At 38.0% G+C, this 26312-nt stretch carries 21 protein-coding genes and 1 pseudogene; all 22 read left to right on the top strand.

Translation table 11 applies throughout. The features are described 5' to 3' along the window. Positions 1-8 precede the first annotated feature (8 nt). Positions 9-872, top strand: coding sequence for a carbohydrate ABC transporter permease (locus tag QDI94_RS03270; RefSeq protein ID WP_021883114.1), 864 nt, complete (start codon positions 9-11; stop codon positions 870-872). Between the two features lie 10 nt (positions 873-882). Next, positions 883-1722: a carbohydrate ABC transporter permease gene (locus QDI94_RS03265; protein WP_101028734.1), complete on the top strand. Its 840-nt coding sequence runs from the start codon at positions 883-885 to the stop codon at positions 1720-1722. Between the two features lie 13 nt (positions 1723-1735). Next, positions 1736-2158: a hypothetical protein gene (locus QDI94_RS03260; protein WP_021883112.1), complete on the top strand. Its 423-nt coding sequence runs from the start codon at positions 1736-1738 to the stop codon at positions 2156-2158. After that, positions 2155-3303, top strand: a complete 1149-nt coding sequence (locus QDI94_RS03255; protein ID WP_278867092.1) for an ABC transporter permease — start codon at positions 2155-2157, stop codon at positions 3301-3303. Before QDI94_RS03260 ends, QDI94_RS03255 begins: the two co-directional genes overlap by 4 nt. A gap of 177 nt (positions 3304-3480) precedes the next feature. Next, positions 3481-4338 carry a hypothetical protein gene (locus tag QDI94_RS03250; protein ID WP_278867090.1) on the top strand — a complete coding sequence of 286 codons (858 nt, stop codon included), beginning with the start codon at positions 3481-3483 and terminating at the stop codon, positions 4336-4338. A 62-nt stretch (positions 4339-4400) separates the two neighbouring features. Beyond that, positions 4401-5900 carry an RHS repeat-associated core domain-containing protein gene (locus QDI94_RS03245; RefSeq protein WP_278867088.1) on the top strand — a complete coding sequence of 500 codons (1500 nt, stop codon included), beginning with the start codon at positions 4401-4403 and terminating at the stop codon, positions 5898-5900. A gap of 2 nt (positions 5901-5902) precedes the next feature. Then, on the top strand, positions 5903-6472 hold the full coding sequence (locus tag QDI94_RS03240) for a hypothetical protein (RefSeq protein WP_278867086.1): 570 nt from the start codon (positions 5903-5905) through the stop codon (positions 6470-6472). Between the two features lie 293 nt (positions 6473-6765). After that, a complete protein-coding gene (locus QDI94_RS03235) occupies positions 6766-7206 on the top strand; it encodes an NfeD family protein (RefSeq protein ID WP_278867084.1) in 441 nt (146 codons plus the stop codon). Positions 7207-7216: 10 nt separating this feature from the next. Continuing rightward, positions 7217-7450, top strand: a pseudogene (locus QDI94_RS03230) (SPFH domain-containing protein); the annotation flags it as partial. Positions 7451-8371: 921 nt separating this feature from the next. After that, positions 8372-9673 carry an AAA family ATPase gene (locus QDI94_RS03225; protein WP_117967948.1) on the top strand — a complete coding sequence of 434 codons (1302 nt, stop codon included), beginning with the start codon at positions 8372-8374 and terminating at the stop codon, positions 9671-9673. Next, entirely contained in the window at positions 9674-10327 is a 654-nt protein-coding gene (locus tag QDI94_RS03220) for an RloB family protein (protein WP_117967950.1), read from the top strand. Between the two features lie 913 nt (positions 10328-11240). Then, entirely contained in the window at positions 11241-17351 is a 6111-nt protein-coding gene (locus tag QDI94_RS03215) for an RHS repeat-associated core domain-containing protein (protein WP_278867081.1), read from the top strand. A gap of 17 nt (positions 17352-17368) precedes the next feature. Beyond that, positions 17369-17761 (top strand): hypothetical protein, encoded by a 393-nt coding sequence (locus tag QDI94_RS03210; RefSeq protein WP_155132041.1) that lies wholly within the window; start codon positions 17369-17371, stop codon positions 17759-17761. 62 nt (positions 17762-17823) lie between these two features. Next, positions 17824-18075: a CPCC family cysteine-rich protein gene (locus QDI94_RS03205; protein ID WP_341460957.1), complete on the top strand. Its 252-nt coding sequence runs from the start codon at positions 17824-17826 to the stop codon at positions 18073-18075. Positions 18076-18761: 686 nt separating this feature from the next. Next, on the top strand, positions 18762-19202 hold the full coding sequence (locus QDI94_RS03200) for an NfeD family protein (RefSeq protein ID WP_278867077.1): 441 nt from the start codon (positions 18762-18764) through the stop codon (positions 19200-19202). A 10-nt stretch (positions 19203-19212) separates the two neighbouring features. Further along, positions 19213-20118, top strand: coding sequence for an SPFH domain-containing protein (locus tag QDI94_RS03195; protein WP_278867075.1), 906 nt, complete (start codon positions 19213-19215; stop codon positions 20116-20118). A gap of 79 nt (positions 20119-20197) precedes the next feature. Continuing rightward, positions 20198-21709 carry a putative ABC transporter permease gene (locus QDI94_RS03190; protein WP_278867073.1) on the top strand — a complete coding sequence of 504 codons (1512 nt, stop codon included), beginning with the start codon at positions 20198-20200 and terminating at the stop codon, positions 21707-21709. Between the two features lie 229 nt (positions 21710-21938). Further along, positions 21939-22436 (top strand): 5-(carboxyamino)imidazole ribonucleotide mutase, encoded by a 498-nt coding sequence (purE, locus tag QDI94_RS03185; RefSeq protein WP_046432059.1) that lies wholly within the window; start codon positions 21939-21941, stop codon positions 22434-22436. Continuing rightward, on the top strand, positions 22433-23887 hold the full coding sequence (purF, locus tag QDI94_RS03180) for an amidophosphoribosyltransferase (RefSeq protein ID WP_118099496.1): 1455 nt from the start codon (positions 22433-22435) through the stop codon (positions 23885-23887). Before purE ends, purF begins: the two co-directional genes overlap by 4 nt. A gap of 13 nt (positions 23888-23900) precedes the next feature. Beyond that, on the top strand, positions 23901-24938 hold the full coding sequence (purM, locus tag QDI94_RS03175) for a phosphoribosylformylglycinamidine cyclo-ligase (protein WP_101070620.1): 1038 nt from the start codon (positions 23901-23903) through the stop codon (positions 24936-24938). Continuing rightward, complete coding sequence (purN, locus tag QDI94_RS03170; RefSeq protein WP_278867068.1) at positions 24938-25564, top strand: phosphoribosylglycinamide formyltransferase; 627 nt, start codon at positions 24938-24940, stop codon at positions 25562-25564. The genes purM and purN overlap by 1 nt, the downstream gene beginning before the upstream one ends. 12 nt (positions 25565-25576) lie before the next feature. Then, a complete protein-coding gene (locus QDI94_RS03165) occupies positions 25577-26293 on the top strand; it encodes an IMP cyclohydrolase (RefSeq protein WP_117523778.1) in 717 nt (238 codons plus the stop codon). Positions 26294-26312: the final 19 nt, after the last annotated feature.

Below are 26312 nucleotides of genomic sequence, written 5' to 3'. Positions count from 1 at the left end.
AATAAATTATGAGAAAATCTAAATTAACAAGAAAACAAAAGGAACATATAGCGGCATATCTGTTTATATTACCGTCTTTTTTAGGCATAGCGGTGTTCTATATTGTGCCGTACATAATTTGTTTTACCAAAAGCCTGTATGTCGGCGACACTTTTGTGGGCATAGAAAATTACATACAGCTTTTTCAAAATAATACATTTTTGCTTGCACTTAAAAACACGGGTATATTTACAGTTACGGCGATACCGTTGTTAATGGTGATTTCGTTTTTGATAGCGTTGTTTCTTAATTCTTTTAATAAAATATCTTCCTTTTTCAGAAGTGCATTGCTTATTCCTGTTGTAGTTCCGATTGCATCTCTGATTTGCGTGTGGCAATTGGTTTTTGATGATTACGGTGCAATCAACGGATTACTTAATTCACTTGGATTTAATACTGTTGAATTTTTTAATTCGGAATGGTCTATGGTGATGATCGTTTTTATTTATGTGTGGAAGTACTGCGGATTTTGTGTGATTCTTTTTACGGCAGGCATTGCCAATGTTTCGCAATCTCTCTACGAAAGCGCAAGGCTTGACGGTGCAAAAGCTCATCAGCTTGTAACTAAAATTACTATACCTATGATTGCGCCAACTACATTTTTTGTTTTTCTGATGGAGCTTATTTATTCATTTAAAATTTTCCGTGAGGTATTTGCTTTGTTTGGTGATTATCCAAACACCAATGTGTATTTTTTGCAGAACTTCATCAACAACAATTATTACAATCTTAACTATCCAAGATTGTCGGCGGCATCAATTGTCTTATCGCTGTTTATAATTATAGTGCTGTTTATTTTCTTCTGCTTTGAAAGGAAACACAGCTATTCTTGAGAGGTTTGTTATGAAAGATACGGTTATGAAAATACTAAAATATATTTTGCTGATTGCTGTAACTGTGCTGTTTTTGTTTCCTGTCATTTATATGCTTGCTTGTTCATTTATGACAGGTTCACAGGTAAGTGAAATGCTTAATTTTTCTGACGGAAAATATAAAGAACTCAATATGATTCCGAATATGGCAACTTTGGAGCAGTTTTATCAGACTCTTTTCAGAAAACCCGAATATTTGTTGAAGTTCTGGAATTCGGTTGTTTGTACTTTTCCGACAGTAATCGGTCAGGTTGCAGTATCATCATTGGCGGCTTTTGCTTTTGCAAAATTGAAATTCCCGTTCAGGGACAAGCTGTTTTTCATATACATAATTTTGCTCATTCTGCCGTTGCAGGTAACTCTTGTGCCTGATTATATGATTCTTGAAAATATGAATTTGCTGAATAATTTTCTTGCGGTAATTTTACCCGGAACCTTTTCTGCATTCGGAATTTGTCTTTTGAGGCAAAGTATAAAATACATTCCCGATTCCGCAATTGAGGCGGCAAGAGTTGACGGTGCGTCATATTTGAAGATATTTACTAATATTATTCTTCCGCAGATTAAGGGCGGACTGATAACACTTGCGTTGCTCTGCTTTATTGATAATTGGAATGTAGTTGAACAACCGCTGATTTATTTTGATAATGAGGGTATGTATCCGCTTTCCGTAACGCTTACTGATGTCGGAAGTTCGGATTACGGCATAATATTTGCCTGCGGAGTTATATTTATGATTCCTGCATTGCTTATTTATCTTTACGGACACAGGGATATTGATTCGCCGTTTGTCGGAACTGATAAGGGATAGGAGAGAGGTTTTTATGAAAAAAGATAAGCTAAAGAGCGTAGTGTTGAAATTTTCAATTGTATTTTTTATTGTGATTGCATTACTTACATATTTTTCAAAAACAATCAATAATATGCTTCTTCCAAAGGTCAAAGTGGTTTCGGTTCAAACAGGTGTAATTGACGATACCGCAGGTTCAAATGATATGAAAACACATTATCTTTTGCCTGTTTCATCGGTGGATGGGGCAGGCAATACGGGAATAGTATTTGTTATAAATAAAACCGAAAACGGTGATGCAACAGTTGAAGAGGTTTCGGTGGATATATGTAACAGTGACGAGCTGTATTGCGAGGTGACATCGGACTCACTTTTTGGCGACAGTCAAGTTGTATATAAAACAACCAAGAGTATAGAAAACGGTTCAAGTGTTTATATTGAGGAGGAAACAGTGTGAGCAAAAGAAAAATTGTTTCGTTTCTGTTACTGTTGTTGCTGACTGTGAGCGTTTTTTTTGCGAATATTATAATTATTGAAAATGCAAAAGGGCAATTACCTGATGTTACTCAATTAACTTATGATAAAAATTCCGAAACTGCTCCAAAAACGGTTTCTGAACTTGAAAAGCTGTTTGAACGGATTACTGACAAAGGCATAGCTTTTTGTTCCGAGGGTAAAGAAACAAAAGTTAAGGAAGAAACCGTAACTACGGTACTTGTGAATGAAAACTGGTTTTCGGATTATAAGACCGAAATTAACGGCGAAAATATTTCGTCCAATAACATAGATAACAGAGATAAGGTTGCAATAATCGGAAGTTCTCTTGCTCTCAAACTGTTTTTTATAACAGATGCAGTCGGTAAAAAGATTTGCATTGACGGAAATCAATATACAATTTGCGGTGTGATATGTGAAAACGAAAGTTTAATAAATAAGTTTTCTGCTGATGACAAACAGAGAGTGTATGTTCCATATACAACATCCGAAAATTATGGTGACAGAACGGTTGATATGATTGTTTACGATAACTCGGTATATACGGGAGCAATTGTTGAGCAAATGGATTTGCCGCAGTATTATTCGGTTAATCTAAATGATAAAAACCAAACGCTCTCGTCATTTGAACATATTTTATACCTTGCAATATTTATCGGATTTAGCATTATTGCATTGAAGTTGTGGTATAGGTTCAGTAGAAAATTTTTTGAGGAGATAAAAGAAAATCTCAAATTAAACTACTTTCTGAAATCGCTAAAAAATATTCCGCTAAAATATGTTGCACTTGTGCTTGTTTTTGCAGGAATACCTGCCGTGCTTTTGATTGTGTTTAATATTTGTGATTTCAGCATTTTTATCCCCTCAAAATATATACCGAATGATAACATTTTTGACCTTTCAAATTACCTGAATGTGCTTGTCGATAATGCACAAACACTAAACTCACAAAGCCTAACAGGAAATCAAATGCTTGTAAATCTGTTCTCAAGAACATTTACAGCGTCACTGTGGCTGACAATAATATTTTTGATTAGTATTATAACCGTGCTTTTAAATTTGACAGAATTAAAACTTCATAAACATAAAAACACCGACAAGCAGTAACTAAACTTGACACATACAATTTATCTGACAGAGAATGCATAAAATAGCAATAAAATAGTTTGACTAATATATAATATTGTGTTAAAATTATGCGAGAAAGTATGGTATGTTCAGTGGCAGCTTCTTTAGTAACAATTTCCGTATCGACATATTTGAGTAATGTATGGAGTAGTGAAAATGAAAGAAAGTGGTGTGGTGTGTAAAAAAAAGAAAGTATATCTACTTTCTCTTTTGCTTTTTTTGATTTCTTATTTGACTACAGTTGTTAATATGATTGTTAATATTATTACTGGTAGTTTTCATTTATACATTTTTAGTACTTTAAGCTTTATGTTGCCATGCTATAAATCTATTAAAACAACAGATGTGTTTGGTATCGTTTTAACAATATTGTTGTTTTTGATTAGTTTTCTGCTCATATTTTTTACCGTAAAATATGATGTGTTAAAATATGATCAAAGCAAAAGACCGTTGTGTTATACGAGCTTACTCTTGTGGTTTTTTATAACTCAAATATTGTCTTCGTGGATACTGGTTGATTCACATTTTCAAAATTATATTTATTTGTCTGTCGCCGAATTTTATGAAAGTGAAGAGTTACAGTACATGAACTCAATAATTATTTTTGGAATATATCAACTCATTATAGGCTTAAAACGATTGTATGATTCTAGAGAAGCATATGACGCAACCAATATTTCAATCGTTCCACCTTTTGAAAAGTATTTTACTGAAAAAACTATTTTTTGTTACACCGTTCCTAATTATATATTTTCCTGTATAGGAGTCTTATCAATTATATATATTAGGTATGTTTTTATCGACAGTTATGCAATTAGCTTTTGGATTTTTATTTTCTGTGTGCTTTTTAGTTTATGCCTTCTGCTTGCAACTTTAATAAAATATCGCCAGATTGTAAAATATAGAGGTGTCGAAATAATTGTAAGAAAGAATTTTAAAATATCTATTTTTCTGCAATTGAAATTAGTTTTTTTGATATTTTGCACATATTGTATAACGTTGTTGTTCGCTTGATTTTTGATATTGGGTAGAACGTTTGCGGTAAGGAGGCTCGAAAGAGCCTCCTTTGACACAAAATGTATGATGCACACAGTAATATTACCGATGTTACCAAAGACGGAGTTTTACAGTATCATTATGGTTACGATATGATGAATCAGCTTGTTAGCGTAGATGATAAGCTGAACGGTAAAGTTTATAACTATACTTATGATGCAGGCGGTAACCTTATATCCGAAACTGTTACCGATTCAAACGGTATAACAAGCAATGCGTATGAATACAACAATTCAAATTGGGGAGATGTTCTCACATCATATAACGGTCAGAATATAACCTACGATGAAATCGGCAATCCGCTTACATATCGTGACGGAATGTCAATGACATGGAAAAACGGCAGACAGCTTGCAACACTCACAAATGGTGATACAAGCATAAGCTATGGTTATGACAGTGACAGTGTTCGTACAACTAAAACCGTAAACGGAGTAAAATACACATATGCGTACCTTAACGGTCAGCTATTATATGAAACCCGTGGCGATGCAAAATTCTACTATTCATACGATGCAAACGGAATTTTGTATAATGTCAGATACACTTTGACTGACGGCGATACCGAGTATTCATATTACTACACCCATAATTCCCGTGGCGATATTGTCGGAATTTATAACGGAGTGGGTGAACTCAAAGCGCACTATGAATATGATGCTTGGGACAATGTGATTTCTATAACCGATAATAACGGAAATGCAATTACAAACCCGAACCATATCGGTAATTTGAATCCGTTCCGTTACAGAGGTTATTATCAGGACACAGAAACAGGTCTTTACTACCTTATGAGCCGTTACTACGACCCAATAACCCACCGCTTTATAAATGCCGACGGTTATTTCCAATCAGGAACCTCTATTTTGGATGCTAATACATTTGCTTATTGTGGTAATAATCCAGTTCTCAATGTTGATCCATTAGGCGCCTGCAAAGTTCCTAATTACACATCGGCAGGGACATACATTGGACATACTTGGAAGATTAAAGAATCAGTTCCGGGTGTCCCGGGTTTTTGTAATGTTTGTAAGGGTTACGGATCAAATGCTCCCTCGAATACCTCACACAGTTTCGTTATTAGTTCTTATACGACACCTTCTACAAAAAAACAAGACTACAACACTTGGAATAAGGTGGCAGATTCTTTTGGAGCTATATTTTGTAGTTTAGAAGTCGATTTTGATGCCGGCTTTGGATTTGGTTTTGATGTAACTGATATATTTTCCATAAAGGCTATGGGAAAACATACACTTATAAGTGTCCATTTTGATGAACAGGGCTTTTCATTTGGCAAGACAGATAGTGTGGAAGTTTCTGCAGGTGTGTGCGGTTGGGACTTGTTTGGAGTACAGGATACTAAATTCTATGAAAATGGATCTGGCAATGAGTATGAGAATTTTGGTTCATCTCATAAAATTGGCTTTTCAAAGGGAGATTATGTTGGTGTTGGTGCGACTATAGGTTTTGGTTGGAATTTGGATTATATATATAATAGATTTTGTGAAATATGGGGATAGTGATGAAAAAAATTCTTTTTGTTGATATTATTACGCTTTTTTGCGGAATGTTAGCAGTTTTTTTATTGTGTATATTTAAAATAACAGAAATATCTCCATTATCAATTACTATTTTGATTATCTCTCTTTGTGCTGTGCTATTATCCGAACTTTTTTCCTTAAAAATAAAAGGTGTTAAAATTACAAACGCTGTTGGTACATTTGCTTTTTTTATAGTGTTTTATACTTTTTATAATTTACCTTTCCTAGGTTTTGCTAATAGTTTTGGCATTCAAAATAGCATTGGCACGCTATTCTTATTTTCTTTTACATCAAAAAGTTTATTGTATTTGTCTTCAATCTTAAAGAATAAAAATATGGATTTTGCAATAAAAAGCAATTCTTTAAGTAGAACTAAAAATTACAGTCAATATTTTGTGCGATATTTTAAATATTTTAGCATTTTTTTGTTGCTGGGTGGAATAGGCGTAGCTGTTTATAATTTGTTTTGCATGAATATAGATATAAGCTTGGCAGATGTGCTTTCAGGATTTAATAATCTTAATCCACAATTTCATTCTGATTTTTTTTAATTAGATATATTAGTCGTATTCATTGAAAAAATTGTTTATAACGAATAGTTGATTGATTTGTTAACCAATTAAATAGTGAAATTGTAAGGGTAGAACATTTGCTGTAAGGAGGCTCGAAAGAGCCTCCTTTTTAATGCTTGAATAGAATACAAGTAAACCTCAAAACATAATATAAGACGGACTGCTTTGAATGATGAAAATGTCCGATAGAAAACACATAAAATAGCAATAAAATAGTTTGACTATTATACAATATTGTGTTAAAATTATGCGAAAAGGGGGGTGACAGCCCTATGGAGCAGTATATGCCGATAGTGTGGATAGGCTTTGCAATATTTATGTTGCTTTGCGAAGGCTTTACAACACAGCTTGTATCAATATGGTTCGTTCTCGGCTCGGTTTGTGCCGCAATAACAACTATATTCACAAGTGACATCACAATCCAGTCGGCGGTGTTCCTTGTTGTGTCACTTGTTTCGCTTATCGTGACACGACCGCTTGTAAAACGTTTTAAAAAGCGTAATAAAACAACGGGAACAAACGCAGACCGCCACATTGGTCAAGTCGGGTTTATGCTCACGGATTTAACCGATATTGACAAAACAGCACAGGAAAAAGTTGGTGCGGAAACTTGGACGGTAAAGTCCGACAAAGCACCGCTTTTAAAAGGAACAAAAGTTAAGGTTCTTGCAATAGAGGGCGTAAAGCTCATAGTAGAACCCGTAACAGAATGAGAGGTAAATAATGTTAGGACTTATTATTTTAGGTATCATCCTTTTAATCCTGCTTATAGTAATCGTAAGCAATGTCAAGGTAGTACCGCAGGCACACGCATATGTAATTGAAAGACTCGGAACATATCATGTAACATGGTCAACAGGACTTCATGTAAAAATTCCGTTTATCGACAAAATTTCAAAGAAAGTTTCATTAAAAGAGCAGGTAATCGACTTCCCTCCACAGCATGGAGTGAATAAAACGATACCTTCTTCTAAATCTTAAAAAGCAAGAGTATATCGAGAAATTGAGAATAATCAATAACAGTTACTTATTTAATATTTTTAACATCTGAGCCATTGGGCTCTTTTTTTATGCCTAAAATTCTTGTAAACTCATTTTTCGTGTTACAAGAATGGGTGTCGAAAACGCTAGAATAGACAGAGTGAGAGAAGTTGGGACTAATCCGAGTAGAGTAAAACAAAAGCTCGCTTTCAACATTATGCAGGGGAAGTATGCCTTCTTTAACAATTACATTATTATTCCGCAAAAAATCAGAGGAACTGCTAAGAACGAAGTTTTAAACTTCATTTCTTAGCAGTACCGAATAGATGTGTAATGAATGTCGGATAACTGGATTGTGCGGAACTTGGAAAATGCACTGCAAGTCATGGACTATGTGTTGTTGATTTTGTTTTTTTCGTAGTGGGAGTTGTGAGAACCTACAGTTTCCTTACAGAACTGAAAAAGTCCGAGTACGCTGTAAAGCTGTTTGTTCATATTGCGATTGCAAAGGGTTTGATTAACCATGGTATGTAACTGATGATGGAGATTTCGAAAATTATCCAAGGTGTTGTCGGTACGAGTATGACTTCGCCGGGTTTGGAACGCCGCAGACAATTGTGTTGTCGCAGGAGAATGTCGCAGTGGTGTATTACTGCAGATTCTTTGAGTCTACACCCTTGTGAGTGGTAATGTTTATCAGCGACCTGTTCATTTGGTGAGCTGATTTTCAATATGCTCATTTTGGTCGGCACGGTGAAAACGGCAGAACGTCTTGTGAAGAAGATTGTGCGTATATAACTTAAATTTGAAAGATAAAATCAAACTTTTTGATTTTATCTGTTGTATTTCTTTAAAATTGGTGGTATACTATAGATGAAATATACGGAGGTGATTTTGATGATGATTGAATTTCGCTTCAAAAACTATCGTTCTTTTCGAGACGATGCGGTGCTTTCTATGGAAGCAACCGGGCTGAGTTCTTTTAAAAGCTGCTTAATTCCACTGACATCCACAGTAAAGTTGCTTCCTGCAATTGCGATTTACGGTAAAAACGGCGGCGGAAAAAGTAATGTGATTCGTGCTTTTTGGTTGGCTGTGCAGTTTATCCGAAACGCACAGAGAACGCAGCACGAGCATGCTGCTATTCCTGTAAATCCGTTTGCGCTGAACGACTATTCAAAGGATGAACCTACGGAGTTTGCATTCGAGTATACTTCGGGTGGCATAAAGTATTGGTATAGCTTCGCCGCTACACGCGAGAAGATTTACGCAGAGTGTCTCTACCATGCACCAAAAGGACAGAAAGCTTTAGTGTTCAAGCGTACCGGGCAGCACTTCGATTTCACAGAGGATAAATCAAAGCGACTGTTGATCGGCGAAATGGTCGCTGAAAACCAGCTATTTTTCTCGGTGGCATGCACTATGAACGATGCGTCTTGCGTTTCTGCTATGCGGTGGTTTCGGAATCAAGTGTTCTTTTCACGTGATTATTCTGATATTCCCCGGCAGTTGATTGAGTATTCGGAAGATAAGAATATGCTAAAGGTAATTTCAGACTATGCAAAGGTAGCAGACTTGGGTATTTTGGATATGCAATTTGAGTTTAACAGCAATGAGATTCAAGATGACGAAAGTCTGCCTGATAACATTCCGGATGGCATAAAGGCTGCACTGATGCAGTTTATGCATACCCTCGCTGAGACCTCCAACAATGGAGAGACACGCCTGAAAATGGGCGAGGTTTCTGCAAAAGCCAGTCACCAAGGCGAAAACCGTGATGGACAGAAAGCAACCTATTCGCTGGAGCTTTCCGACGAGTCGGACGGTACCAGAAAACTGATGGCACTGGCTCCTGCAATCGAATCTGCGTTGCGCACCGGTGGCATCTTACTGGTGGATGAACTGGAGCGTGAGCTTCACCCTATACTGGTGAACTATATCATTGCAAAGTTCCAGAGCAAAACCGCAAATCCAAATGGTGCACAGATCGTTTTTACTACACACAATACGGAGCTGATGAATCTGGAACTACTGCGAAAGGATCAGCTGTATTTTGTCGATAAGCGTGATAAAGACGGTGCTTCTGAGTTGTATACGATTAGTGAATTTTCTACCCGCACGACTGAAAATATCCGTAAAGGATACCTTGTTGGCAAATATGGCGCAACGCCGGATGTTGAAATCGAGGAGGTGGAGTAAATGCCACGTCCTACCAAAAGAAGCAAACCTTATATCGTGGTGTTCTGCGAAGGGAAAAGCGAACAGGTCTACACGGACTTTCTGAGAAAAGAATTTAAAGATGTTGCGTCAATCAAGCGCCCAGCCTCTACCGGACTTTTTGATGAGGCTGATAATAAATTTAAAAAGGACAAGAAGTATCGTGATAATGCTGAAGTAACTGATGAGGTATGGTTCTTTTTTGATGTGGAAACAGCAGATGTTGGACTGTGGGATGCCCGGATGAAAATTATCAAACGGCTTCGCTCACTGCGAAAAAAGCCCGGAATTAAGGTTCGACTTTTGATGACGACCGGCTGTATTGAGTATTGGCTGATGTTGCACTACGACATGTATGTGCCATCAATTCAAACCGTTGCCGAAAAGCAGCGGGTGATGGATCGCTTGCTTGCTAAAGAACCGAATTACCAGAAGGGTGATGCCGATGTAACAGCGAAAATCGCACAGAATTATCCGACGGCAGTTAGCAATGCGCGGCAGACGGTTTCTAAATTACTTCAGCAAGGATTGCCTGGCATGGAGGATACAGACGAACGAAACTGCTGGCTTTGCCAGAAATGTCTAACCTTTTCTACTGTCTATGAAGCAATCGACTTTTTAACCGGTTTGCAATAGCAATCTGTTAAAGTGTCATAGAAGAAATCGAATGGCACTTTTTGTGCTATGAAAAAGAGTTTGTAAAAAAACAGCCTAACAAAAAACAAGAAGGCACATAACCGTTATCACTTCGGTTATGTGCCTTATGTGGTATAATAAATTTGTAAACAATTTATAAATCTTATTAACATGGAACTATCGCAGAATTGAAGATAATCAATAACAATTACTTATTTAATATTTTTAACATTTGAGCCATTGGGCTCTTTTTTTATGCCTAAAATTCCTGTGAACTTGTTTTTTCGTGTTGCATCAATTCAACAAAAAGTAGTTCGACTTGCTTACGATCTTATAAAAAATCAAGCCTGAGTTGATTGAAACAAACGCATAGTTACGCATGCGATGTTTGTTTTTCTATCACTTAACAATATTGAGTTTGAGAACATACAACAAGATTTATCGGATGAAATATTGAAAATTGCAGATGAAAGTTTAGAGTATTAAGATTTACTGCATTTGATCATTATACACCAAACCTAAAAATCACTCTTATGTGATGACTCTTTTTATTATTCTTAAAGGTTGTTGTGAATTTTATTATGGGAGGATAGGCAAGACTCATCAAATTATATGTACTGCCCTTTTATACAAAAAGTTTAGTAGTATGATTTTAGAGTTGCTATGAGTTGAAAGACTTGTAGCGAGTCTTTTTGTGTACAAAGCAGAAAAAATGTACATAAAAATATTTATCAGGTTATTTACTTACTAATAAAAGTGATATATAATAACAATCGCTGCTATTCTTAATCTAAAATATTTGATTATATATGTTAATAGCTTGCAAAATACACGAAAGGAGTAATGACTATGGTTGAAAAGAAGGTGGAAAACATTAAAATTTAATTTAAAACCATATTTTAGGAGGAAAACTATGAATCAAACAATGAAAAAACTATTTTCGGTAGTATCAATAACTTTGTGTGCAACAATTGGGTTATCGCTACCGGTTGAAGTATATGCTTCAACTCTACCGGAAAAAGAGAATAACTACTCATCATTTAACAATGTTGTCGGAGAAAATCCCGAAGAGAGCAAAATTGTCAAAGAACTTACGGACGAAAGAACGGAAAATTCAAAAGAATTTTTGCTTGAAGACGGAACAAAGATGATTGCTCAGTACAATGAGCCTGTCCACTACAAAGACAGCAAGGGTAAGTGGGTTGAATATAACAACACTTTATCTGAGGATAAGACTTCATCTCCCGATGAAGCGGGCGATTCTTCATATACAAACAAAAGCAGTGATATTTCGGTCAATCTTTCAAATAAAGCTAAGTCAAAAAATATGATTTCACTGCAATCAAACGGATATAAAATCAGTTGGGGTTATGACAATGCAGGCAAGAGCAAAGCTGATGTAAAGAAAAATAACGAAAAAACAAGCGGTAATGATAAATTTACTACGCTTAAAAATATAACAACAGAAACTTTGTATAAGGATGTTTTCAGCGATGTTGACTTGCAGTATTTTGTTACTACAACCGGCATTAAAGAAAACATAATTCTCAAAAGTGCAAAGGCTCAAAATGAATTTACATTGAATTACAAAATTCCGAACCTTACCGCAAAGCAAAAAGATGATAAAACAATCACACTTTCAAATAAGGACGGAAAAGAAATATACACAATCTCAGCACCGTATATGTATGATGCAAACGGCAGTTCAAGCACACAGATGAAAATTGAGATTGTAAAGCAAAAAGGCTCAAATCTTCAGGTTAAGCTGACCGCCGACTATGCTTTCATTCATACAATCGGCAGAGCATTCCCTGTTACGATTGATCCTGAGATTACAACTACTCTCAAAAGTGAGCTTACATTTTATGAGAATGCTAACGGCTCAGTAAATAGTTACGGACCGTACTATACATCTAAAAATTCATATGCTATTTGTACTGTAAATAGTCTTCCGAAACTTGAAAACGGAGAAGAGGTTATAAGTGCCAAATATAGTTTTGAAACAGAAAACGGCAGTAATTTGTTTGCTGATGAGGGCGAAAACCCTATCATTGTGAATGCTCATAAGCTTACATTTGCTTCAAATGGGAATGTAAAATACGATTCAAAAGTGCTTGATTATGATTCTCTTACATATGAAGATAATCGGTATTTGACATTTGACCTTACAAGCACCTTCAAAGGCTGGTATAGCGATACCAATACCAAAGGTTTTGTTATGGAGGCACTTGATACAGTCGGTTCAAAAAAAGTCGTATTTAAGTCTTATACAAAAACATCTACAAAACCTGCCTTAACGCTTATCTACAAAGATTTTACAGGCACGGAGAGTAATCTTTCATACCACACAATCAATGTCGGCACTAACGCACAGGCGGCTGTATCGAATTACCTCGGCAACCTTGTGATTAACCAAACTTTGTATGAGGGAACAGGCTCAAGAATGCCGTTGAGCATTACTGCAACATACAACAGCATTAACAAAGACACAGCTTTTGAGAACGGTTCTGCAAGCGGTTACGGTTGGCAGTTCTCATTTAATCAGTATGTAAGAGAAGTGACTGACAAAAACCTTACCAAAGCAGGCTACAACTATATCTATACCGATGCTGACGGTACAGACCATTACCTTAAACTTGCTCAGGGTGAAACTGCTAAATGGGAAGATGAAGACGGCTTAGGTCTTACACTTACCAAAGATGAAAACAACATCTTCATTGATAACGGTTCAACAACACAAACTTACGATTCAACCGCAAACGGCGGTAAACTTCTCTCTGAAAAAGACAAACACAAGAATACTATTACATATACCTATACCGACGGTGACTTAACCAAAATCACGGACGGTTCGGGCAGAGAAGTTCAGTTAAAATACAAGAGCAGTACTAACGGCAAAAAAGTTGTATCAAGAATTACAAAGCCCGACGGCACAAAAATTGATATTGGCTACACAACTGCAAGGGACAAGGTTACTTCAATTTCATTCAATGACGGTCACATTTCACGATTTGAATATGACGATAATTATAACCTGATTTCAATTTCGGGTGTGTCCGACAGCTATATGAAATCCCTGCCGACACATAAGTTTGCCTACACAAACGGCAAAGTAACAAACATCACAGAATACGGTACTGACGGCACAGAGGGCAATCGCCTTAACATAAGCTACAATGCCGACAATACAACCGTGTTTACAGACAAGCAGGGACACAGTGAAACCCATATTTTTGATAACAGCGGTTCAACTGTTTCTGTCCTCAATTCAAACGGTTATGCAACTTCGTCTGAAAATACAGGACTTGTAATTAACAACAGTGCAAACGCATACACTAAAAACTACATTACAGAGTCCTCACAGCAGACAGAAGTTGGCGGAGGCAAATATTACTTCGTGTCAAACGGCACAAAGGGCAGTACCGCAAGTAAAGGCGGTAAAGTAACAGTCGATAATTCTGCCGCAACAGAAGAGGACGGTTACTATCAGTACCTCGGAACAACTTCACTCAAGGTTGAAAATCCGACAAGTGAGAATAACTCCGCATTCTTTACAGGCTTTGCTCATCAGTTCAAAGAAACAACCTTCAACGGCAAGGATGTAACTTTCTCCGCATATGTAAAGACAAAAAATGTAAAGCAGATTTACAGTGGCGGCTCAGTCGGAGCAATCCTTAAAGTTAAGTGTCTTGATTCATCAGGCAAGACTGTAAAAGAAATCAACAGTATCGGACTCACAGGCACACTTGATTGGCAGAGAATCAGCGTAACAGCAAATGTGCCGAGCACAACAGCGTCAATCCGTGTATATGGCTTGATTAGATACGCATCCGGTACAGCATGGTTTGACTGTATCCAGTTTGAAGAGGGTAATTGTGCCAACAACTTCAACGCTCTTCAAAACAGCGATTTCAGCTCAAATGATAGCTGGCTTACGGAAGAAAACAAGAGCATTACAGCCAATAACGGTACTGTAACAATAGGCGGTACAGCAGGTGCATTTGATGATGCTGAAAATGCCGATTCATCAAGCGATGACTCAACAGACGAAACACAGCCGTCAACATACACCAAAACAGTTACAGAAACCGAACCTAATGACAGCATCACCACATATGATGATTACGGCAATGCAGTTAAAACCGAACAGGGATATGTTACAAGAACTGTAAAGAAAACCTATGAGGTTGAAGAAAGTGAAACAACGGAAGAAGTTACAAGTCCGAGTGATTCTGATAATTCAGCCGATAATGACGATTCGGATACTTCTTCTGATGATAACTCATTAGGTAACAAATATATCTATCAGAATGTAAAAGTAGGCAGAGCGGGAGTATCGTTCAAAATTAACGGTACAGCAAAGTCGAATTCAGTTCCGCTTTCAAACGAAAACAGAACATTCGGTATTGCACTTAATATTTATTACAATAACAGCAGTACACCTGAGTTCCATTATCAGAACTTTAGTGCAAACACGGACGGATACCAGCAGGTATCACTTTCTGTAACTCCTGAAAAAACAAATGAAATTGTAAATTATATTGCATTTGCTTTCGTTTACGGTTATAATGAGAATAAAATGACGGTTGATAATGCGGAAGTAAACATTTCACCGTTAATTCAAAGCTCCGAAGATTCTAAGAATGAAACTTCTGAAAAAGAGGCTGTTGACGAAGAAGTCTTATCTGAAAGTATTGATAAGTCAAAGCCGTATATGCAGACAAGCTCTGAATATGACAGCACAGGCAACTATGTAACTTCCGAAACAAATGAGCAGGGAAGTACAACAAAGTATTCTTATGATGCAAACGGCAACAAAACTGCTGTTACAGACGGAAACGGCAATGTAACTAATTACACCTATGATACGAACGGAAATGTATTGTCAATAAAGAACGGTACTTCCGGAAATGATTATTCCTATACAGGTTCAGGCTCTGTATCAAAAATTACTCATAACGGTTTTAGTTATTCATTTAATTATGATGTATTCTATAACCTTGTTTCAACAAAAATAGGCAATGTTGCAATTACAAGCAATACCTATGACAGTAACGGCAATCTCGCAAAAACAACCTACGCAAACGGTGATTATTTTGAATACACCTACGATGATTACGGTAATATTTCTTTAATCACAGGCGAAACAGGCAAAATTGCCGAGATGATTTACAACAAGCAAGGTCTTGTTACAAAGGCGGTTGACTATTCAAGCGGCGAAATCTCATATTACTACTACACATTTGACGGTTCGCTTGAAAGCGAATATCGTACATCATCAGACGGCAGTCTTACTCACTACATCATTACCGATTCTAACGGTAATACAGTTGAAAAGACATCTGTAAACGGTCAGACTAAAACTATCACTACGGGTACTGATAAAGACGGAAAGTCATTTGTAAGCAATGACGGCGTAACTAACGAAACCTCAACCGATGATTTCGGCAGAACTACACAGGTCAGAACTGTTCGCAGTGACGGTACTCTTGTATTTAATACAGACTATGAGTACACAAACGGCAAGGCTGAAAATTCAACAACTAATCTCATCAGTAAGTTCAGTCAGTCATACGGCAGTGACAGCGTTTTGTCATATGATTATTCTTATGATGCAAACGGTAATATTACCGAGATTAAGCAAAACGGCAAACTCATAAACAAGTACACTTATGACAGTCTTAACGAGCTTAAAGAAGAATACGACTATGTAAATAAATTTTACATTAACTATTCTTATGACGGAGCAGGAAACCTGCAAAATAAATATGAACAGGTTCTTGATCCGACCTACGGTTATCCGACAGGAACGCAGAACGGCAATACTTATGAGTACACCGATACAAGCTGGAAGGATAAGCTGACAAAGGTTAACGGCAGTAATATTTCATACGATGCAAACGGCAATCCGCTTTCATACCGTGACGGAATGAGCTTTGAATGGGAGAACGGAAGAATCCTTAAGAATATAAACACTTCCGATAAAGCCGTTCAAATGAGCTATGACTCAAACGGTATGAGAACACAGAAGTCTGTTGACGGAGTTAAGACCAACTATTACTATGACAGCAACAAAAACCTTATTGCCCTTGTAAAGGGTAATGATACTCTGCTGTTCTACTACGATTCAGACGGAAACGCAACATCATTTTCATATAACGGTACAATGTACTTTTATGTGAAGAACTTGCAGGGCGATGTAGTCAGAATAATCGACCTCGCAGGCACAGAAGTCGCAAGCTATGTTTATGACGCTTGGGGTAACATAAAAGATACCAAAGGCGAGCCGACAATTCGAGAAATAAACCCGATTCGCTACCGTGGCTATGTTTATGATACTGAAACTTCACTCTATTATCTCCAAAGCCGCTACTACGATCCATTCACAGGCAGATTTTTGAATGCGGATATTTATTGTGATACTGGTACAAGCACTCCATTAAGCACTAATATGTTTGCTTATTGTGAGAATAATCCTATAAGCAATGCTGATGAAGGTGGATACATTGCCGCTAATGTTATCGGTGCAGTTATAGGTGGAATAGTAGGAGCTGTTGGTGGATATTTCTTGACTAATTGGTTAGCGGATAAATTGAATCTGCATGGATGGAAAAGAAATGTTTTCGTATGGGGATTATCTGCTGTTATCGGAGCCGCTGCGGCTGTAATAGGATATTTTATTGGTCCGTATGTTGCTAAAGCATGGTCAGCTTGGTGTGCTAAACTGTCAGGCTTACTAAAAGGAACATTTAAAAGTATTGGGAAAATTACATCTAAAAAAATGGGTCATATAAATGTATCAAAACATCTTTGGGGAAAAGTGATAAAAAAAGTAACCCCAACACAGATCCAAACTATTATCAACCAAGGAATTCGTAAAGGTTCATGGAATTTACTCTCTGATGGTTCAGTGAAAATATTATATAAATATAAAGGTAAAATAATTGTTATTACAGGAAAAGTCGTTGATAAGATTTTTAGAATTGGTGATGCATGGGTTTGGAATGGTAAAGGAAAACCTTAACTTAAGGAGTGATATCATTGAAGAAAATCATTAAGCAGTGGAAAAATGGAAATTATAATTATGTTTACGAAACTTTAAAATTAAAGAATTATGATTATACATTGGATAATTTAGAGAAAGATTTTTCCTCAATAAAATCCAAGGACAAATATTCTTATTTGATTTATTTGCTGTCTAAGGAAAACACACCACAAAATGTAATTCTTTTATGTGATACTCTCTTGTATACGGATACTTTCTTTTTTGACATTCACCCTGTTATTTATATGTTTTTACAGCAATCCTTAATATTACATCCATTTGATATATCAATTTTAAAATGGATAATATCTGTTTATGATAACCATCCAGATTCACCTTTTTCACATGAGGAAATAAATACATATAAAAATAAATTGAACAATTTATAATCAATCTCACGAAACAAAAGGATTTACATATTGGAGATCTCAAGTTAAAAAATATAAATAGTGTGGTGCTTTTTTTGAAAAGAAAATGTCCTTGTTGTGGTTGTAAAACACTAAATACAGAGAACAATTCTATGTATGAAATATGTCCTGTTTGTTTTTGGGAATATGATCCAATACAAAATGATAATCCGAATTATTCAGGTGGAGCTAATTCTATTAGCCTCTTTGATGCGATACACAACTATCAAAAATATGGTGCGATTTCTAAAGAATATATTTCTTTTGTTAGGAACCCATACAAATTTGAAAAGTAGATTGTAGAATTAGTTGAGATAATAATAGGCATAAGACAAAAAAATCTTTTCTTTTATTTAAGGTTTTCAAAAACAAAGTCATCGAAATAAGAGGCATACCGTGCGGTATGCCTCTTTCTCGTGCCTGAATTAGTTTTAACATTTTAAAGATGAGAGATTTATGTTTATTTTTGAAATTTCGCCTTTGTGTATGAAGCGTAGGGGAACTTCAAGCCAAAATTCTCTTTCGGCATAATATAACCGCATAGGCTGTTTATTGTCAACGGTAATTGCTTTTAAAGGAAAAGTTTCTTTCTAAATATCTTTTTTATCAGATAGAAAGTAAAATGTTATTTCATCGTAAGCTAATCTGATATTGTAATTTAGCCTGCGTTTGTATATGGTTATTATAAAAATGAAATGCCAGTGTAACAAATCAAGCATAATGATTTCGGCAGAACTACATAGGTCAGGACTGTCCGCGAGTGATGATGTCCTTGTATTTAGTTCCGATTACGAGTATGCGGATTGTAAGATTATTAACAAAAACCACCTTATGGTAATTTGCTTATTATCATAGGAGGCGATTTTATTGCACATTTTTGGAGATTAGCCAAATGAATTTATCTAACAAAGAATGCATAAAATAGTTTGACTAATATATAATATTGTGTTAGAATTATGCGAAAAGGGGGGGTGACAGCCCTATGGAGCAATATATGCCGATAGTGTGGATAGGCTTTGCAGTATTTATGTTGCTTTGCGAAGGCTTTACAACACAGCTTGTATCAATATGGTTCGTTCTCGGCTCGGTTTGTGCCGCAATAACAACTATATTCACAAGTGACATCACAATCCAGTCGGCGGTGTTCCTTGTTGTGTCACTTGTTTCGCTGATTGTGACACGACCGCTTGTAAAACGCTTTAAAAAGCGTAATAAAACAACTGGAACAAACGCAGACCGCCACATCGGTCAAGTCGGGTTTATGCTCACAGATTTAACCGATATTGACAAAACAGCACAGGCAAAGGTCGGTGCGGAAACTTGGACTGTAAAGTCCGACAAAGCACCGCTTTTAAAAGGAACAAAAGTTAAGGTTCTTGCAATTGAGGGTGTAAAGCTCATAGTAGAACCCGTAACAGAATGAGAGGTAAATAATGTTAGGACTTATTATTTTAGGAATTATCCTTTTAATCCTGCTTATAGTAATCGTAAGCAATGTCAAGGTAGTGCCACAGGCACACGCATATGTAATTGAAAGACTCGGAACATATCATGTAACTTGGTCAACTGGTTTGCATGTAAAAATTCCGTTTATCGACAAAATTTCAAAAAAGGTTTCATTAAAAGAGCAAGTAATTGATTTCCCGCCGCAGCCCGTGATCACAAGAGATAATGTCACCATGCAAATTGACACGGTTGTGTATTTTGAAATTACCGATCCAAAGCTTTATACTTACGGTGTTGAAAGACCGCTCAGCGCTATTGAAAATCTTACTGCAACAACATTGCGTAATATCATCGGTGATCTTGAGCTTGATAACACACTCACATCCCGTGATACAATCAACGGTAAAATCAGAGTGATTCTTGACGAGGCAACCGACGCATGGGGCATTAAGGTAATCCGTGTCGAGCTTAAAAACATTCTTCCGCCCCGTGAAATTCAGGATGCGATGGAAAAGCAGATGAAGGCAGAGCGTGAGCGCCGTGCAAGAATTCTTGATGCAGAGGGTGAAAAACGCAGTCAGATTCTCGTTGCAGAGGGTATGAAGGAATCTGCAATTCTTAAAGCCGACGCTGTTAAGGAGCAGAAAATCCGTGAGGCACAGGGTGAAGCTGAGGCTATTCTCACAGTCCAGAAAGCTAATGCCGATGCACTTAAAATGCTCAATGAGGCTTCTCCTACCGATAGAATTATTCAGCTTAAATCGCTTGAGGCATTCGGTAAAGCCGCTGACGGCAAGGCTACAAAGATTATCATTCCTTCAGATATTCAGAAACTTGCGGGCAATGTTACCGCAATTAAAGAACTCTGGAAAGATGATGTGCCAAAGGCATAAAGAATGTGAAATTTACGGCAATTTTTCGGGCACAGAATTCTGTGTCCGATTTGTTGCATAAAATTGTGGGGGATAGGAAATGCAATTTTTACTCGACCTGTTGTGGTACTTCGTAATTTTCTCGTTTTTTGGCTGGGTGGCGAGCAGTTTTCGTTCGCTTCTTCTTGAGAAAAAATTCAGTAACAACGGTTTTTTGACATCACCGTTTTGCCCTATGTACGGATTTTCGGCGGTTATTTGTTATACGGCACTAAAACCGTTTGAAAACAGCAAGCTGATTTTATTCATCGGTTCAACTCTGATATTATCTGCACTTATGGTTGTGGTCGGTGTGCTTGTAGAAAAAACTCTCAAATTCAAGCCATGGGATTTTTCTTCCTCGAAATTCAGCATAGGCAATTATATAACTTTTCCTTATGCACTTTTTCTCGGATTGCTCGGTATGCTGCTTGTCGGATTGATAATTCCGGTGCTTCGCACAGCCGTTGAAGCAATTCCTTTCTGGGTAAGTCTTATTCTTGCTCTTTGCTTCTGCGGAATTATTGTAATTGATTATGTTTTTTCAATGATAACAACAGTTCGTCTGCTCAGAAGAATTGCAAAGCTTAAAAATTCTTCCGAGCTTATGGATAAAGGCGCAACAGAGGTTGAAATTCAGGAACTTGAAGAAAACTATAACCGACTTTTTACAGAAAATATTTTAAGAAAAAGACTTGCACACGCTTATCCCGATCTCACTCATATGGCTTATGTAAAGCAAATTAATGCAAAAATCGAGGAGATTAAGCAGGATAATATGAAAGAATATACACAAACCTTTGAAAGCAAAGAGGATAAGCCGTTTGCTTACGGATTCTGTTTTACGAAGCTTTTTTATCTGTTTGTGATCGGTTCTTTCATCGGCACGATTCTCGAAACAATATGGGCGTTCTGCGTTGACGGACATTTTGAAATGCGTGTCGGCATGGTTTACGGTCCGTTTATTCCTGTTTACGGCGGCGGTGCGTGTTTTCTGACAGCCGCTTTGTATAAGCTTTACAAGCTTAATGATACGCTTGTTTTTGTTATAAGTGCTTTTGTCGGAGCAGGTTTTGAGTATTTCTGTTCGTGGTTGCAGGAGCAGATGTTCGGCACGGTTTCATGGGACTACAGTGACACTCCGTTTAACCTTGACGGCAGAACCAATCTTATGTATGCCCTTATTTGGGGATTTCTCGGTCTTGTCTGGGTGCGTTATCTGTATCCGTGGACAGCAAAGCTTATTGAAAAAATCCCTAAAAGAGCAGGTGCAATTATTACAACATTTCTGATTGTATTTATGGCATTCAACGGCTTTATGTCCGTAACAGCTACGGCAAGATGGACTCAGAGAACAGAGGGAGTGCCTGCGTCAAACAGCTTTGAAGAATATCTCGATGAAAAATTCGATAACGAAAAGATGGAATTCCTTTTTCCGGGTATGAAAAAGGCTGCAGAGGCGGGAGTTACAACCGAGGGCGTAATTTCCAATGAAAGACCGTATCTTAATGCTACAGATCCCGATAAAGGCACAAAAATCGAACAAGGAAAAGATGTTTCCAAGATTGATTGATATCTTGAAGTGGCTATGCTTTGCACAGTCACTTTTTGCTTTTTGGCGGTATTTTAAAAATAATTTCGCCTGACTATTGAATTTTAACCGATTTTTTTATATAATTAATTAGTAATGCTTTATTTATGTCGATTCAAAGCATAAATTGGCATATTTGTCCTGACTTTGTCTGCCCACGGCACGGTTTTTGCGGCAATTTATCAAGTGGGCGGAAAGGCTATGAGTAATTATGAAAAAGGTTGCAATTATTATGGGCTCCGACAGTGATTTTCCCGTAGTATCAAAGGCTGTCAGTAAACTCAAAGAATTTGGCGTAGAGTATGAGGTTCATGTAATGAGCGCACACCGTACTCCCGATGCGGCAATTAAGTTTTCGGCAGAGGCTAAAAAGAACGGTTTTGGTGTAATCATTGCCGCAGCAGGTATGGCGGCACATCTCGCAGGTGTTCTTGCGGCAAAAACAACCCTCCCTGTAATAGGAATCCCATGTAAGTCGGCTCAGCTTGACGGTATGGATGCTCTTCTCGCAACAGTTATGATGCCTACAGGAATTCCGGTTGCAACAGTAGCAGTTGACGGTGCGGCTAACGCTGCAATTCTTGCCGTTGAAATGCTCGCACTTTCCGACGATTCTCTTGCAGAGAAGCTTGAAAATATGAAAGCTGATATGGAAAAAGGCGTTGCCGAAAAAGACAAGGCAATGCAGGCTAAGGTGGCAGAGCTTTGATTAAGAACTATGTAGATATTGACACAAAACTTGACAAAGTAAATGACGAGTGCGGTGTGTTCGGTATTTACCGTAATGATGACGATATAGATGTTGTTGCCGCCGCAAATGACGCACTCTACAGCCTTCAGCACAGGGGACAGCAGAGCGCAGGTATCACCGTGAATAAAGACGGTGAATTTACAACTGTCAAGGAACTCGGCATGGTGTCCGAGATTTTTACACCCAAAGCACTTGAAAAACTTCCGAACGGTAAGATTGCAGTCGGTCATGTCCGTTATACTTCATCGGAATCACTCGACCGTGCATCTAACCAGCCGCTTGTTATGCGATATATTCAGGGTTCAATCGGTATTGCAAGCAACGGCTCAATTACAAACTTCAATGAAATAAGGCAGGAGCTTGAAACAGGCGGCGCTGTTTTTCAGTCCAATTCTAATGCTGAAATTATGGCTTATGTTATTGCAACCGAAAGATGTGTAACAGACACGCTTGAAGATGCTGTTCTTTCTTCAATGAGAAAGCTCAAGGGCGCTTATTCAACTGTAATTTGCGCACCGAGCCGTCTTATCGGCTTTCGTGATATGCACGGGTTCCGTCCGCTCTGTATCGGCAAACTCAAAAACAGCTGGATTTTCACTTCAGAAAGCTGTGTTATCGACAGTCTCGGCGGTGAATTTGTCCGTGATGTTGAGCCGGGCGAAATGGTAGTAGTTGACGAAGAAGGCTTTCACAGCTACAAATTAAAGCTTTTGCCCGATAAAACATCTTTCTGCCTTTTTGAATATGTATATATCGCAAGACCGGACAGCGTAATCAACGGTGTCTGCGTACATAATGCAAGATTCAGAGCCGGTGAACTTCTTTATGACGAGTTCCCGATTGAGGCGGATATGGTGTGCGGTGTTCCCGATTCGGGACTTATTGCCGCACAGGGTTATGCAAAGGCTTCGGGTATCCCGTTCAGCACAGGTTTTGTCAAGAACAAATATATCGGCAGAACAGTAGGCTCGGGTAAAGATAAAAAGAAAAGACTTCTCAGAACAAGACTTACCGCTTTGAAGGCTAATGTTAAAGGCAAGAGAGTTGTTATTATTGATGACTCAATCGTCAGAGGTGAAACCTCAAAGCATATTGTTCGTCTTATGCGTGAGGCAGGAGCTGCCGAGGTGCATATGCTCATCAGCTCACCGCCGTTTGTATGTCCGTGCTACTTTGGTGTGGACATTCACGATAAGGAAAGCCTTATTGCAAACAAGTTGACAACAAGTGAAATCTGTGAATATATCGGTGCAGATTCACTTGGTTATCTCAGTATAAACAGTCTCAGAAAAATTGCTGAGGGTGCAAATATAGAATTCTGTGACGGTTGTTTCACGGGCAGCTATGACGCTGAAATTCCGAGAACAATCTTTGTAGATAAATACGCTAAAAAAATTAACAGAAAGTGACGGAGTGATTACAATGAACAACAGCTTTTCCGAAAGCTACAAAGCGGCAGGTGTTGATGTAACAGCAGGCTATAAGTCTGTAGAGCTTATGAAAAAGCATGTGGCACGCACAAAAATTGACGGTGTTATTTCAGGCATCGGCGGTTTCGGCGGACTTTTTGCCCCTGATTTCAAAGATATGGAAGAGCCTGTACTTGTCAGCGGTACCGACGGTGTAGGCACAAAAATCAAGCTTGCTTTTCTTCTTGACAAGCATGACACAATCGGTATTGACGCAGTTGCAATGTGCGTAAACGATGTAATTTGCTGTGGAGCAAAACCTCTTTTCTTCCTCGATTATATCGCAATCGGCAAGAACTATCCCGAAAAGGTAGCTGAAATTGTATCAGGCATTGCAGAAGGCTGTGTTCAGTCCGGTTGTGCTCTTATCGGCGGTGAAACTGCAGAGCATCCGGGTCTTATGCCTGTTGACGAATATGATGTTGCAGGTTTCAGCGTTGGTATTGCAGACAAGCCGAAGATGATTGACGGTTCAAAGCTTTGTGAGGGTGATGTACTTTTAGGACTCCGTTCTTCGGGTGTTCACTCAAACGGTTTTTCGCTTGTCAGAAAAATCTTTGATATCAACGAGGAAACAATCAACGCCGAGTATCCTGAGCTTGACAAAACTCTCGGTGAAACATTGCTCACTCCAACAAAAATTTATGTAAAACCTCTTCTCGCTCTTATGGATAAGGTTGATGTAAAGGCTGTTTCACACATTACGGGCGGCGGTTTCTATGAAAACATTCCCCGTATGCTTACAGACGGTCTTTCTGCCAAAATCAAAAAGGACAATATTCCTGTTCTTCCTATTTTCAAGCTTATGCAGAGAGTAGGTAACATCCCCGAGCACGATATGTTCAACACATTCAATATGGGTGTAGGTATGATAATCGCCGTTGCCAAGGAAGATGCAGACAAGGCTCTTGAGGTTCTTGCGGCTAACGGTGAAGACGCTGTTGTACTCGGTGAAGTAATCAGCGGTAATGACGGAGTAGTGTTTGAATAATGAAAAATATCGCAGTTCTTGTGTCGGGCGGCGGCACAAATCTTCAGGCACTTATTGACGCTCAGAACAGGGGAGAGATTAAAAACGGAAAAATCTCTCTTGTTATGTCCTCAAATCCAAACGCTTATGCACTTGAAAGAGCAAAAAACAATTCGATTGCAACTGAGGTTATCAGAAGAAAAGACTATGACGAATTTGATGAGTATGATTCTGCTGTAACCGAGCTTTTGACATCCAAGGATGTTGACCTTGTTGTTCTTGCGGGATTTATGACTATTCTCGGAAAGCAGTTTATTTCTGCTTTTGAAAACAGAATAATCAATATCCATCCGTCGCTTATTCCGTCATTCTGCGGCGAGGGCTATTACGGACTCAGAGTTCATGAGGAGGCTCTTAACAGAGGCGTCAAGGTAACGGGTGCTACCGCACATTTTGTAAACGAAGTGTGCGACGGCGGTCCCATTATCATTCAGAAAGCCGTTGAAATTCAGAACGGTGACACACCCGAAATTCTTCAGAAAAGAGTTATGGAACAGGCTGAATGGAAGATTCTTCCAAGGGCGGTTTCGCTTTTCTGCGAAGATAAAATTATAGTAAAAGGCAATAAAACCGAAATTCTTGATTAACGGAGGAAAAATATGAAACCTGTATCACTTTACAATGACATTGCTTCAACTTCATATCCGGGCAGAGGCATTGTAATCGGCAAAAGTGCAGACGGCTCAAAGGCTGTTATTGCATACTTCATTATGGGCAGAAGCGAAAACAGCAGAAACAGAGTGTTTGCAGAAACCGAGGACGGCATCAAAACTCAGGCTTTTGATCCGTCAAAGCTTGTTGATCCGTCACTTATCATCTATTCTCCAGTAAGAGTTCTCGGCAACAAAACTATCGTTACTAACGGTGACCAGACAGATACTGTTTATGACCTTATGAATGAAGGTCAGACATTTGAACAGTCACTCACAACAAGAGAGTTTGAGCCTGACGGTCCTAACTACACTCCTCGAATTTCTGGTATCGTTGAGTGTGAAAACGGCAAGATGAACTATGCAATGTCAATTCTCAAAAGTGCAGACGGCAATCCCGATTGTTGCGAAAGATACACATTTACATATGACAAGCCGATAAATGGTCTTGGCAGATTCATTCACACATATATGAGTGACGGCAATCCGCTTCCGAGCTTTGAGGGTGAACCTACACTCGTAGAAATCGGTAACGATGATATTGACACATTTGCCGAGAAAATCTGGAATTCTCTCAATGAGGATAACAAGGTTTCACTTTTTGTACGCTATATTGACATTGCTTCAAATAAGGCAGAGTCAAGAATTATCAATAAAAACAACTAATTTATTTTTCGGAAAGGAT

Origin of the sequence: Ruminococcus bromii (genome assembly GCF_928721825.1) — a bacterium.
GTDB classification, from domain to species: Bacteria; Bacillota; Clostridia; order Oscillospirales; family Acutalibacteraceae; genus Ruminococcoides; species Ruminococcoides bromii.
The sequence above is the reverse complement of the archived record's forward strand: the minus strand, read 5'-3'. Positions and strand labels throughout refer to the sequence as shown.